This window comes from Flavobacterium hercynium, assembly GCF_002217285.1.
Classification (GTDB): domain Bacteria; phylum Bacteroidota; class Bacteroidia; order Flavobacteriales; family Flavobacteriaceae; genus Flavobacterium; species Flavobacterium hercynium.
Genome location: NZ_MUGW01000014.1, coordinates 1 through 14,324, shown reverse-complemented (window position 1 = coordinate 14,324; position 14,324 = coordinate 1). Strand labels below are relative to the sequence as shown.

Below are 14,324 nucleotides of genomic sequence, written 5' to 3'. Positions count from 1 at the left end.
GTCTTATTCGTTTAATGCGCGGTAAATAAATAACTGATTGTTGGTAATAACATTTTCGTTTTCCTTTAAACCGCTTGAGATGTAAGTAGTTTCTCCCACTTGTCTGTATACTTCAACTTGTCTGGTTTCGATATTGTTACGATCTTTAAAAATCATTACAAAATTTTTGCTCTTGTCAAAAACAATTGCTTTACTTGGAACAGCAATCATGGACTGACCTTCGTTATAAGAAAGTTTAATGTTGGCGTTCATATCAGGTTTAAGCAAATATCCAGGGTTATGTAACTTGATACGGGCTTGCATTGCTTTAGTCTCCGGATCAATAACATTGAAGATTTTATCTACTTTTCCACTAAAAACTTTATCCGGATAACTTAAGGTAGTAACAGCAGCATCAATACCCATTTTTACCTGATTGATATCCGTTTCATTAATGTTTGCCAATGCCCATACTTCACTAATTTCTGCTATATCAAAAATGTTTTCAGAACGGTCGCTTCTTAATAACATATCCTGATTAATGCTTTTTTGGATAATAAAACCACTAATTGGAGCTGTTACTTCATAGATAGATCCCGCTTTGATATTGTAAATTTTATAAGTCTCCTGAATTTTACCTAATTGAGACTGTGCTTTTTCTACTTCTGTTTTAGCCTGTAGTACGTCACTTTCAGAATTTAACTTACCGTCAAATAATTCCTGAGCTACTTTCAAACTGTTTTTGGCTACAAGAAGATCACTTTTTGCATCAATGAATTGTTTCTCAAAATCAGCAACATCAGTACTTTTTATTGTAGCTAAGACTTGTCCTTTACGCACATAATCTCCAAGTTCAACATTTACTTTAATAACATTTCCTCCCACAAGCGGATAGACATCAATCATTTTGTTGTTGTCAGCCGTAATTTTCCCATAAAAGCTTAGTTCATTTTTTACAGGCTGTGTTTTGGCTGCAGCAGTTGTTGTGGTTTGCAGCATATTATCACTAAGCGCAAAAGTCGTATTAGTGTCCGGATTTTCGATTTCTTTTTTACAGCTTGCAATTGACAAACTCACAAGAGCAATTCCTATAATTAGTTTATATTTCATCTTTATTTAGTTTTAAAATAAGTCTTTATTGATTGTACTATTTAATTCCTCAGCGGAGAAGGCTACTTTTTTCCTCATTTCATTTACGAGTACAGCAGCCTGATTGTAGCTTTCCATGAAATCAGTAAATTCAAGTAAGCTTATATTTCTTTTTTGAAAATTGGTTAAGATTCCATTATAAACTGCTTCAAAATCTGAGTTTACAGTTGGCTTTATAACGATGTAATTTTTTCTCGATTCATCCCATTTATGCCATGCAGCTGTAATTTCAGTTTTTAATTGTAACTCAAAATTTTGCTTTTCTATTTTTGATTGCTCCAAAATGGTTTTAGCATACTTAATGTTTCCTTTATTGGTATTCCAAAGCGGAAGAGGAATTCCAACATGAACATTGGCCTCGTTATTAAAGGCTCCACTTCGCTGATCGTAAGTAGCACCAACCGTAATATCCGGAATAGAAAGCGACTTTTGCCATTTTACATTTAATTCGTTTGATTCTATATCTTTTTGTTTCGCTAAATAATCAGGACGATTAGCAATAGCTTCGGTTTCAAAATTTTTAAGATCAAAAGGTATTTCCTGTATGTACTTATCGAATTCACCTTTAGGCACATCCGGTATTACATCTTCGGTTGTGTTTAATAACAATTGAAGATTAGATTGCTCTTCAATATTGCTATTTACAACTTCCATACGCTCATTCTTAAAGTTTAAGTATAAAGATTGTAAGCGTACAACGTCTCTCAAAGGAATATTTCCTTTTTCGGCCTGAATAGAGTAGGAGTTGATTAAAGATTCGATATGAGCAATTTGTTTATCGGTAGTTGCGATACTTCTGCTATTATAGAATACAGTGTAAAAGCTTTTACGTAATTGTAGTTTTAGAGTTCGTAGTAAGTCATTAAATTGTAGTTCAGCCAGTTTTTCATTGGTTTGAGCTAACTTTATTTCATTACGTTTTTTTTCGCCTAAATGAATAATTTGTTCGATTCCAAATACTTTTTGACCTTGTGTTCCAATATCAAAATATTTGTTTCTTTCAGGATTATAAGCATTTAGCTCTGCAGTTATTACGGGATTGTCCCAGATACGCGACTGAATAGTCAAAGCCTTCGAGGCGTCAATATTGTACTGAGAAGCCAGTAAAAAGAGATTGTTTTTTAAAAATTGACTTTCACACTCTTCTAAAGTGATTGCCTTTTGTGCTAAACCTACCTGATAAATCAAAACCAGAAATAGTACTGTAAATAACTTTTTCATTGTATCATTTTTATTTGATACAAAGATGTTATCAGGAGACTTTAAGACACCTTAATGATGAGCTTAAAAAATGCTTAAAAAAGGTAATTTTAAGAAAAGATTATACTTTTGATTCAAAAATAAGCTGAAACATATTGGTATTCTCTTCCGGAATGCTGTAATAAATTTGAGCATTGTGAAGCGTCAGAATTCTGTTAACAATACGCAAGCCTAAACCAAATCCAGATGTATCTTTGGCATTTTTACCACGCATAAAGGGTTGAAAAAGATTTTTTTGCTCTTCTTGGCTTAAAGTAGATCCGGTATTTGAAATGGATAGTATAAGAAGGTCTTCTTCGCAGCTAATTTTTACTTTAGCCTGATTATTGTCTGAGTAGATACAAGCATTTTTCAAAACATTGCCTAATGCTATTTCAAGTAGGTTTTTGTTGCCTTCTATTTCTAAAGCCTGATCCAGATTTTCATTTTCTTCTATTTCAAATAGAATTACAGAATCGGGCAAACTTTTCTTTAAAAATGCTATGGCAGAAAACAAAATTTCATCCATACGATGTACTTCTGCTATTTCATTTTTATTTGTATCTATTTTAGAAAGAACTAAAAGAGAGTTGATTAGTGCCGTTAATTGGTTAACGTCAGATAAAATATTTTGCAGGAAGTTTTTAGTTCTTACAGAAGTTGTACTATCCGTTATCGTATTCTCAATCTGAGCCGTAATTCGGGATAAGGGTGTTCTGAGTTCATGAGAAGCATGAGCTGTAAATTCTTTTTGTTTTTGATAAGAGATTTCAATTCGGTCCATCATGAAGTTAAACTCATTCGCAATCAAATCGATCTCATTTTTGTCTCTTTTAGTCTGAACTCGGGTATCCAGATTATTCTCATTTATATTTTTTATTTTCTGATGAAACTCACCCAGTGGATTCATTAATTTTTTAACAATAAGCGAAGTAACAACCCAGCACAAACAAGTAAAAAATATATAAGATACAATTAGTGTGTAGCGTAAAAAAAGTAATTTTCTTTTTCCGTAATCGTCAGTAGCAGAGATTAAAGCATAGAAATCTTTGTCTTTAGTGTCATAAAACACACCATAAACTTCATAATTTCCCTGTTGCTTAAAAAAGGTTTTATTTTTCTTCAGATATTTTAAATCGTCAATAGACCAGTTAATTTTAGCATCATCAATACTGCTGTAAATGAGTTTAAAATGAGAATCAAAAATTAATGTTTTCTCATCATATAGTTTATTGATGGAGTTTTGATCAATCATCTTCAAAAGCTGATTATCAACACGCTTAACGTTCACTAAAAGTTTAATATTCGATAAAGCTTTGATCTGTAATCGTTCCCGAAATTCTTCTTTTCTAAAATTAGAGTATAAAATGAATATCAATGTAGAAGCCAATCCAAATAGGATTGTAAACAACAGGCTTACTAAAAGTGATATTCGGTTTTTTAATGTCATTCGTGATCGCTTAGATAATATCCATAACCAATTTTCGTACGAAGAAGTTTGATTTCGTGATCTTTATCGATTTTTTTTCTTAAAAAATTAATATAAACTTCAATTGTATTTTGATTGGTTTCGATGTGATAATCCCACAATTTTTCAGCTATAAACTGCTTCGATAAAACTTTGCCTTTCGCATGTGCTAAAATCAAAATCAATTTAAATTCTTTTGGTGTCAGTTTAATTTCTTCGCCTGCGCGAAAAACTTTCATTTCCTCTTCCTGAATCTCTAAATCGTTTACAATAATTTTTTTCTCAACTTGTTGTGGAATTTCTTTTCGTCTTAAAAGTGATGATATTCTAGCGTATAATTCTTCAAAATGAAAAGGTTTCACTAAATAATCATCTGCACCATTATTAAACGAAGCCAATTTATCCTCAATCTGGCTGAAGGCCGTTAGCATAATAATTGGTGTTTTTTTATCAACTTCCCTAATTCCCTTGCATACTTCGATACCATTAATTCCGGGAACATTGATATCCAGAATAATTAAATCATATTCGTAAGGAAAATATTTTTTTAATAACAGAGATCCATCATAATAGGGAAAGCACTCGAATTGCTTTGAAGTAAAGAATGCTGATATTTCTTTTGATAAAGTAAAATCGTCTTCGAGTAATAGAATTTTCATGCTTTGCTTTTTATAAAGTTAATTCGGTTACTACAGTTTATAATAACCGAATTACTATTTTAATTTTTCTTATTTGAAATAAGAGAAGGTTTCGTTATTTTCAATCTTCAATAACGATTCATAAATTAATTGAATTACATTTTCAACATCTTCTCTATGAACCATTTCTACAGTTGTATGCATATAACGTAATGGCAATGAGATCAATGCAGAGGCAACGCCGCCGTTGCTGTAAGCAAAAGCATCTGTATCTGTTCCTGTAGCTCTTGAAGTCGCATGACGTTGAAACGGAATTTTGTTCTCTTCTGCCGTGTCAACAATTAGATCACGTAATTTATTTTGTACAGCCGGAGCATAAGCGATTACAGGACCTTTCCCCATTTTAAGATCGCCTTCTACTTTTTTATCAATCATTGGAGTTGTTGTATCGTGACAAACGTCTGTAACAATAGCAACATTGGGTTTAATCGTTTGCGCAATCATTTCCGCTCCACGTAATCCAATTTCCTCCTGAACAGAGTTTACGATATACAAACCAAACGGTAATGTTTTTTTATTCTCATGTAATAAACGTGCCACTTCGGCAATCATAAAACCGCCCATTCTATTATCGATAGCACGGCAAACAAATTTATTCTCGTTTAAAACCATGAATTCATCAGGATACGTAATCACACAACCTACATGAACGCCCATAGCCTCAACTTGTTCTTTTGTCTCACAGCCTAAGTCAATAAAAATGTTGCTTATTTTTGGAATTTCTTCTTTATCACGCAAGCGGGTGTGAATAGCTGGCCATCCAAAAACACCTTTTACAATTCCTTTTTTGGTGTGAATGTTTACTCTTTTTGATGGTGCAATCTGGTGATCAGAACCACCATTTCGTATAACGTAAAGCAAACCATCTTCTGTAATGTAATTTACATACCACGAAATCTCATCAGCATGTCCTTCGATAACAACCTTAAAAGGAGCATCAGGATTAATAATACCAACGGCAGTTCCGTAAGTATCCGTAATAAAAGTATCAACGTATGGTTTTAAATAATTCATCCATAGTTTTTGACCTTCACTTTCGTAACCAGTTGGTGAGGCATTATTAAGGTAGCTTTCCAGGAAAGCAATAGAAGTATCTTTTAAGATAGATGGAGTGCTCATAAAAATATTTTTTTGCTAATTTATAAATTTGGTATTAGAGTTGTATATAAATATATAATTTTACATTTAAATTATGACTCTATGAGATTTACTTACTTTGTTTTGTTTTTTATATTGATTTCCTTTAGTGCTCAGGCACAAGTTGTTCCTAAAGAAAATCAGGAAATGGGTTATATACTCACCGAATACGATTCTATTTCAAATGATACAATAGAATTACCAGAAATTATAATTACGAAGGAAAAACTGGATCCCGAATCGCAAAAACAGTTTTTAATTCTTCAAAATAGAGTTTACAAAACCTATCCGTATGCAAAATTAGCGGCTGATAGATTAACAGCTTTAAACAAAGGCATGGAACGTTTGAAAACCAATCGTGAAAAAAAGAAATATTTTAAAATCGTAGAAGATTATTTGAATAATGAATTTGAAGACCGACTTAAAAAACTTTCTCGCAAACAAGGTCAAATTTTGGTCAAATTAGTACACCGACAAACGGGAACAACAACTTACGATCTTATAAAAACATTAAAAAGCGGATTCAAAGCTTTTGTTTCTAATACAACTGCTAATATGTTCAGTATTAGTTTAAAAACAGAATACAAACCGTATGATGTAAACGAAGATTATTTGATAGAAACTATTCTGGTTCGCGCTTTCGAATCGGGTAGGTTGAGTAATCAAAAGGCAGCAAATCCTGTTAATTATGACAATCTTATAAACCATTGGCAACAAAAAGCCAGTCAGCCTAAGCCAGTAGAAAATTAAAAGTTTAATACACCAAATTTCTTAAAGACTTACAATTGATTTGTAAGTCTTTTTTTTGTTTTGGTTTTAAGGAATTGTTGGATTACAACTATTGATAAATTGAAGGAATTTACGTGTTTAAATATTTATTGTTTTTATTCGTTAAAAATGTTCTAAGACTACGATTTTGTTACATTTTTATCATTAAATTTAAATAAAGTAGTGATATTTAACAATTAATATCTAAAATTTAGTTTGTTTATTATGGTTTAATTTGTAGGTTTACTCTTTCCTAACAATTTATTAACCAAAATAACTATTTAATGATCAAAAAAATACTTAGTCAGATCATGATACTTTTCGCCGTCTCAGTATGGTCTCAGAAAGCGTCAGACAATGATTTAACTATTTCTGTTAATGGAAATAGAATTAAAACTACCGCAAATTTTAAAGAACAGATTAAAGCTAAAAAAAGCACAAACAAACAAATTCCGAAAATGGAATATACTTTGTTAGAATTTACAAAAATTCCATCTGTTGCAGAACAACAAAAATTAAAAAATCAAGGAATATCACTGCTTAGCTATTTATCAGGAAATGCGTACTATGCTGCTATTAGCTCTGATTTCTACAGTAAAAGCAGTACGGTGGATAACATCAAGGCGATTGTATCAGTTGATCCTGCTTTTAAAATAGATCCTTTAATTGTTGATAATGCCATTCCGGATTATGCTTCAGAAGGTAATGGTATAAAAGTCGTTGTTACTTATTTTAAAGGAGTTCAAACAAACATTATTAATCAGGATCTAACAGGTTTGTTTGTTAAATCAAATAAAATAGAAGTATATTTTAATAATGTTTATTTACAGGTTCCTAAAGAAAAGCTTTTAGAAATAGCTAAACTGAATTGGGTTCAAAATATTCAATTAGTTCCTCCACCAGTTGAAAGCGATAATAAACCAGGATTAACATCGCACAAAGCAAATATTTTGGGTTCAACGATTCCGGGGTTAGGTTATGGCCTAACAGGAAAAGGTGTGAAAGTAGGGGTTTGGGACGGAAATCTTGAGCCGCATAAAGATCATACAGGAAGAGTTGTAAACAGAGAGTATGAATCAAATTCTTCTCACGGAGATCACGTAGCAGGTACTATAGGAGGTGCCGGTTTACTAGATCCAAAAGCAAGAGGAATGGCTCCTGAAGTACAAATGTTCGGATGGAATTTTAATACACAATCAAACAATTTGTCTGTGCAAGCCGAAAGAAGACTGGCTGCAACTCAAGACGGAATTGAATTGACTTCAAATTCTTATGGAGTAAACTTAACGTCAGGTTTTAATGTGGGAAGATATAATACTGGTGATTTTGGAGATGATAAAGTTACAGTAGATTTTCCCTATCTTCTAAATGTATATTCTAATGGAAATGCGCAGGCTGCTTATCCGGCAGGGGGAGGTTTTAATACTTCTACAAAAAATTCAAAAAACTCATTGCACGTTGCTGCTAACAATCCTAATGATTTAATTAGTAATTATAGCAGTTTCGGACCAACAATCGACGGACGTTTAGTGCCTCAAATCGCAGCAGTAGGAACAGATGTGTATTCATTGGATTATAGCAACTCGTATCAGGTAATGAGTGGAACTTCCATGGCAACACCTGGAACGACAGGTACATTGGCATTACTGTATGAAAGATATAAAAATATTTATGGTGAAAAACCATTAGCTTCTTTAATGAAAGCATTGGTTACCAATACAGCAAAAGATGCCGGAAATCCAGGTCCTGATTATAAATACGGCTTCGGAAATCTAAACGGATTACGTGCAGTTAAAGTTCTGGACAAAAATATGTTTTACACAGCAGAAGTTGGTAATGGACTTACTTACGAAAAGGATATTGTTGTTCCTGCAGGTTTAGTTTCGCTAAAAGTACTTCTTGCATATTCTGATACTGAAGGTACTCCTGGAGCAACATCAGTTCAGGTAAATGACTTAGACATTAAGATTGTAAAAGATGGTGTTACAACTTTACCTTGGGTTTTAAATCCTACAACTCCAAATGCAAATGCAATACGTGGGGTAGACAAGATGAATAATATCGAACAGATTACACTAGATAATCCTTCTCTGGGAATTTACAAAATTATTGTATCTGGAACACGTGTGCCTCTTGGTACACAACAATTTTCAGTTGTTTACGATTATGTAGCTCCGGAATTAATTTTAACGTATCCTGTTGGTGGAGAAAAATTCAACACAGAAACAACAGAATATATTCGTTGGGATTATGAAGGAGATTCAAAACCTTTCACTCTTGAATACTCTGTTGATGGTGGAGTAAACTACCAATTAATTGCGAAAGATATTCCGTCTTCAGCTAGAAATTTTGCATGGAAAGTTCCTGCGGGAATAATTGCTAATGCCAAAATAAGAGTTATCGCAGGTTCTAAAGTAGACGTTTCAAAAGAGGTATTTAATATCATCCAAGAACCGAAAAATTTAGTTATTGCTCCTTCTGCTTGTGGAACTTCTTCTTACCAATTAGATTGGGATGCAATTCCGGGTTCTAAATATGAAGTTCTAAAAATGAACGGTTACAAGTTTGATGTAGTAGCAACAGTTACAAGTCCAACCTATACTTTTCCGAACCTTACACCAGGAGAGGACAACTGGTTTTCTGTACGCGCTATTGATATAGCTACTGGAATAGTTTCTGAAAGAGTAAGAGCGGTAAACGTAGAGCCAGTTTCTCAACCGGTTTTAAGCGCAGTAAACTTACCTTTCATTGAAGATTTCAATTCAAGAAAAGCATCTAATTATGTATTTTCAACAGGATCTACAGGATTAGTAAAATATGAATATATTGATGCAGTAAGATTAGATGCTGCAAAAATGGCAGGATCAGGAACTCCTTCTGCTTCTCCATGGGTAGCAAGTACAATTGCAGATGCATTTACAAACAACCCGGATTATATAAAAAAGGTATCATTTTGTGATATTGATGCTTCAACGCTTACAGGAAAAGCACTTCGTCTTAAGTTCAATTTACTTTGGAGCAGTGTAGGAGCAGCAAATAAAAACTTCTTCAGACTTGTAGTAAATGGAACTCCGGTTGCCAGCACTCAAAACGTAACCGTTTATGGTGGTGCAGCTTTATCAGGAGATACAGAACTATTATATGATTTATCAGCTTACGCAGGAACTACATTTAGTGTAGCTTTTGAATCAGTTATAGATAATGATGTTATTGTAGTTAGCAGTGAAAATGTTTACAGTGCGGTTTATATTGATAATGTAAATATTTTTGAAGCAACTTCAACAGATCTTGAATTATCATCGTTAGTTACTAACGCAGCATATACTAATGCTGAGACAGTAAAAATTAAAATTTACAATCATTCACCAGCTGCAGTAAGCAATGTACCGGTTTCATATAAAATTAATGACGGAACTGAAGTAACAGAAACAATCGCTGGTCCAATCGCTCCATTAAGCGAGGTATCTTATGATTTCGTTCAAAAAGCAGATTTTTCGGCAGAAGGTATTTTTACAGTAATAGCAAATGTAGATTTTCCTAACGATGCAGTGAAAGACAATAATACATTAAGTAAACAAGTTTTCAATATTGGTTCAGATATCTTAATGGGATCAAGACCTACTTTTACAACTTGTTCAGCGGCATTTACAGACGGCGGTTCTCGCTATGGAAATTATGGAGATCAGCTTACTCAGACGATTACTTTTGTGCCACAAACTCCAGGTAGCAGTATAAAAGTTGAATTCAGTGAATTTGATTTAGAACAAGATTACGACTACTTATATGTTTATAACGGGCCAAATACTGCTTCACCTTTGTTAGGATCATTCACAGGTAATGATTTGCCTACATCATTAACTTCTTCTGCAATAAATGGAGAATTAACATTTAGATTTGTTTCTGATCAGATTTATAATGAAGAAGGATGGGTTGCCGCTATAACTTGTGTTCCTAAACTAGCTATTAATGATGTAACTATTGCCTCGATAGTAGCTCCGGAAGTTTTAGGAAAGAAATCTAATGCACATGATATTACAATTAGAGTTACTAACTTAGGTCCAAATGCATTAATAGATTATCCGGTATTTTATCAGGTAGATAATGGAGCTAAAGTAACAGAACTAGTTCCAGCTATTGCTGCTTATGCTACAGTAAATTATACTTTTACAGCTAAAGCAGATTTATCAGCCGCTAACGCAGAGTTTATTATTACAAGCGGTGTAGATATTGCAGATGATAACGCAAGTAACGATATTCGTGCAAAAAAGGTATATAACAAAAATGACTTGCCAACGCACACTAATACAAATGGATATGCTATTTCTAAATTGAAATGGGATAATGTTGTAAATACGTCGGGAACAACAGCTTATTCGGATTTCAAATCAGTTAAAATTCCTGTTTATGCAGGATTTACATACCAGCCAGAAGTAACGATAACAAAACCAGAAGCGCCAATAAGCAGAGATCAGGTAGCTAATGTTGGGGTATTTACCATGATTGTTATTGATTTAAATGGTGATGGAAACCTAACAGATGAGTTTTATGCAGGAACATTTTGGGTAAACACATTGCAGACATCTGCATCGCCAGCAATTCCTTCAACGACTAGTACACATTATTTTAGAAATAATTTCTCACTTGTGGGAGGTCTGACAATTCCGGCAGGAACAACAGCAGGTGAAAAACAAATGCGTGTAATACACATGTTCCGTTCATCACAGGAATATTTCAATGTGGTTTTAGGGCCAACTTTTGATGGGTTAACAAGCTCAAGAGAAGATTTTGAAGTAGAGGAATATACAGTTAACGTACTGCCGTACACAGAAGCAAATGCAAGTGTAGAAAGAATTTCAGCACCATTTAAGCCAGGAAAAGCACCCGTAAATGTAACTGCCGTAATACGTAATTTATCGAATGCCCCAATTTCTAATTTCCCGGTAGCTTATAAAATTAATGGAGGTACTGAAGTTGTAGGAACATTTACAGCTTCTATCCCTGCAGGTTCAGTTGCTAATTATACATTCCCGACAAAAGCTAATTTAGGTACACCTGGGGATTATACATTAGAAGTTTATACTCAGTTAGCAGGTGACACAGATCCAACTAATGATTCGAAATCAATTGTTATTTCACATGTTCCAGATTATGCAACCAATGTTACAGGAACTTTTGATGGAATAAATGATTTTATCAAAACTGATGTTACGCCAGCTTTAAACTTGACAAACGATTATACTTTTGAAGCTTGGGTAAACCAAAAAGCGCCAACAGTATACGGAAGACTTTTAGATAAAAGTACAGCGTTAGCATTTATTCATAACGACAGTAACTTAGGTATCTACAAAGAAAATAGTTTAGTAGTTTCAATAACTACTGCTGCAGGTTCGTATGTAATCAATACAGCTGCAAACTCTATTAAACAAAAAACCTGGCACCATATTGCTTACACTGTAAGTGCGGCCAATGTTTACAAAGTTTATATCGATGGAGTAGAAGTAGTATACACAAGTACGGGTACAGCAGGAGCAGCTAGTTCAAATGCATCAGCTGCGACATATATCGGAAACAATGCAGGTTTAGCACGTGGTTTGAATGGAAACATAGATGAAGTTCGTATCTGGTCAGGTGTTCGTAGTCAGGCAACAATTATCGCTAATGCTACAACAAAATATATTGGAGACGAGCCGGGATTATTAGCTTATTATCCTTTTTCAGAAGGAAACAAGCAATTTGTTTTCGATCGTACCATTAGTGATAATACAGCTGTAGTAACAAATGCAGATACAGATGGTTTAGGAGAAGGTAAATTCTGGAATGTTCCGGTTTTGATGCAAGGTATAGATTTTGTAAATCAATTATCATCATCTTATGATGCGACAACCAAAACATATTCAGTAGTATTAAACGATGGTGCAGATGTTACAAGTGCAGTTGCAAATTTCTCTTTAGGGATGAATAGTATTGCTACAATTAACGGAAATCAGCAAGTAAACGGAGTAACAGCAAACGATTATACAAATCCAGTTACTTTTACAGTAGAAGGAAGAGGATTTAATGCAGGACTTGTAGAAAATTATACAATTAAAATCATTACAGGTTTAAGTAATGAAAGTAAATTACTTTCGTATGATTTCAAAACGACAGCGAATTCAACTTTGGCTCAGGAAATCAATACCGATATCGTAGGAAGTAATGTTACTAAAACAGTATTATTTGGAGTTGATATTGCTAATTTAATTGCAGATTTCGTAGTTTCGCCAGGAGCTTCGCTTTATATAGATGGAGTGTTACAGTCAAACTCGCAAACAATTGCAGCAGATTACACAAATAGTTTTGTAGTAACCGTAGTTTCAGAAAATAAACTTTCAGTAACAAACTATGTAGTTACGCTAAATGCTAAAAATAATGCAGCAAATATTATTAACTATACAGTACAAAACCAAGTAGGATCAAGTATTATAGATCCGGTTGCAAAAACGGTAACTGTTTTAGTAGATAACTTAGTTGATTTTGCAGCATTAGTTCCAACTTTCCAGTTATCTAATTTAGCAACATTGCAAATCGGAGTCGATCCTCAAATTAGTGGAGTAACTACATTGAATTATACTTTACCTGTAGTTTACGAAGTAGTAGCACAAAATGGAGATGTAGTAGAATGGACAGTAACAATAGAATATGCAAAACCAACAATTACATTATTGGGTGATGCAGTTGTTGCATTAGATAAAGGATGTCCGTTTACTGATCCGGGAGCTACGGCAAAAGACAACTTAGATATAGATTTAACTGTATTTATTGCTGTGTCTGGTACAGTAGATGTGAATACACCAGGTACTTATGTTTTGACTTACACAGTAAAAGATGGAAAAGATAACGAAGCATCAATAACACGTACAGTAAATGTTTCAACTACAGCTTGTAGTTTAGGTTTACCAACCAACGCGATTGAAGGATTCGTAATTTATCCAAATCCGGTTAATAACGGAAAAGTATATGTTGAAACAGCATCTGCTACAGCTAAGAATATTAGAATATCAGATATGTCAGGTAAAAAAGTCTTCTCTCTACAAACAGAAGATCAACAAATAAACCTTTCAGGATTATCAACAGGTGTCTATATATTAAATGTAGAACAAGATGGTAAAACCGCGACAGAAAAACTTATCATAAAGTAATTCCAAGCTTTCAATAAAATGTTACCTTATATACTAGGTACAAAGATTAAAATCAAAAACCCGAAAGCTTGCAAAAGCGACTCGGGTTTTTTTGTACCTATATATAAGGAGTATGTTATTCATAATCCTGCAAGGTTTCCCAAACCTTGTAGGTTTAAATAAGTCCAACTTATGAAGTACTATATAAAGGAGCCAACAACCTACCAGGTTTCCCAAACCTGTTAGGTTTGATATAGTAGATATATAAGGAAGAAGTATATTTTTCAGGAGCTGTTTCCCGCTGTGCGCTACAATCTTTCGCTTTTTAAAGAAAAAAGCGAAAGGATTTCCACTTCCATCGGGGCTATGGGAGCAGTTGAGCCAAGAACAACAACACAAAAAAGAAAAAACCTTAGCACCTTAGCGCATTTGCGTGAAAGAAAAAAACAAATTATAAGGAATAAAACCTGCGAAGTCCATAAAACGGCAAGTTTTAAGCCCCCAAAAATTGCGAAAACAGAAATGACCCCCTCAAAAATCCTACAATTACTAAAATAGCAGAAATTATAAGTTTTGCATTACCAGTGAGTTAAGAAAAAGTTTTAAAAAAGATGTAAATTATGTAACAAAAAGTATTGTAAATGTAAATAAAGGGTGTAGTTTTGCACCCGCAATAAGCACAAACGTTCACTGAAATACTGACAAGCAACTAAATCAAAGTTGAAAATT

General features: G+C 33.6%; 7 protein-coding genes. 2 read left to right on the top strand and 5 right to left on the bottom strand.

Annotated elements, in window-relative coordinates; all coding sequences use genetic code 11:
* Window positions 1-3 precede the first annotated feature (3 nt).
* From B0A66_RS06740 to B0A66_RS06720, 5 genes are all read right to left on the bottom strand, one after another.
* Window positions 4-1,089, bottom strand: a complete 1,086-nt coding sequence (locus tag B0A66_RS06740) for an efflux RND transporter periplasmic adaptor subunit (protein ID WP_089049092.1) — start codon at window positions 1,087-1,089, stop codon at window positions 4-6.
* Window positions 1,090-1,101: 12 nt separating this feature from the next.
* Window positions 1,102-2,349, bottom strand: coding sequence for a TolC family protein (locus B0A66_RS06735; protein ID WP_089049091.1), 1,248 nt, complete (start codon window positions 2,347-2,349; stop codon window positions 1,102-1,104).
* 100 nt (window positions 2,350-2,449) lie between these two features.
* Window positions 2,450-3,817: a HAMP domain-containing sensor histidine kinase gene (locus B0A66_RS06730; protein WP_089049090.1), complete on the bottom strand. Its 1,368-nt coding sequence runs from the start codon at window positions 3,815-3,817 to the stop codon at window positions 2,450-2,452.
* The gene (locus B0A66_RS06725) at window positions 3,814-4,494 is read right to left on the bottom strand and encodes a response regulator transcription factor (protein ID WP_089049089.1); all 681 of its coding nucleotides are present in this window, start codon (window positions 4,492-4,494) and stop codon (window positions 3,814-3,816) included. Before B0A66_RS06725 ends, B0A66_RS06730 begins: the two co-directional genes overlap by 4 nt.
* Before the next feature lie 69 nt (window positions 4,495-4,563).
* Window positions 4,564-5,652, bottom strand: a complete 1,089-nt coding sequence (locus tag B0A66_RS06720) for a M42 family metallopeptidase (protein WP_089049088.1) — start codon at window positions 5,650-5,652, stop codon at window positions 4,564-4,566.
* 81 nt (window positions 5,653-5,733) lie between these two features.
* On the opposite strand from B0A66_RS06720, the gene B0A66_RS06715 reads away from it, so the two are divergent.
* Entirely contained in the window at window positions 5,734-6,420 is a 687-nt protein-coding gene (locus B0A66_RS06715; protein WP_089049087.1) for a DUF4294 domain-containing protein, read from the top strand.
* A 302-nt stretch (window positions 6,421-6,722) separates the two neighbouring features.
* On the top strand, window positions 6,723-13,616 hold the full coding sequence (locus tag B0A66_RS06710) for a S8 family serine peptidase (RefSeq protein WP_089049086.1): 6,894 nt from the start codon (window positions 6,723-6,725) through the stop codon (window positions 13,614-13,616).
* Window positions 13,617-14,324 lie beyond the last annotated feature (708 nt).

Bases quoted from the DNA above. Each gene is read 5' to 3' on its own strand.
- B0A66_RS06710 (WP_089049086.1), top strand. From the start codon at position 6,723: ATGATCAAAAAAATACTTAGTCAGATCATGATACTTTTCGCCGTCTCA.
- B0A66_RS06725 (WP_089049089.1), bottom strand. From the start codon at position 4,494: ATGAAAATTCTATTACTCGAAGACGATTTTACTTTATCAAAAGAAATA.
- B0A66_RS06740 (WP_089049092.1), bottom strand. From the start codon at position 1,089: ATGAAATATAAACTAATTATAGGAATTGCTCTTGTGAGTTTGTCAATT.
- B0A66_RS06720 (WP_089049088.1), bottom strand. From the start codon at position 5,652: ATGAGCACTCCATCTATCTTAAAAGATACTTCTATTGCTTTCCTGGAA.
- B0A66_RS06730 (WP_089049090.1), bottom strand. From the start codon at position 3,817: ATGACATTAAAAAACCGAATATCACTTTTAGTAAGCCTGTTGTTTACA.
- B0A66_RS06735 (WP_089049091.1), bottom strand. From the start codon at position 2,349: ATGAAAAAGTTATTTACAGTACTATTTCTGGTTTTGATTTATCAGGTA.
- B0A66_RS06715 (WP_089049087.1), top strand. From the start codon at position 5,734: ATGAGATTTACTTACTTTGTTTTGTTTTTTATATTGATTTCCTTTAGT.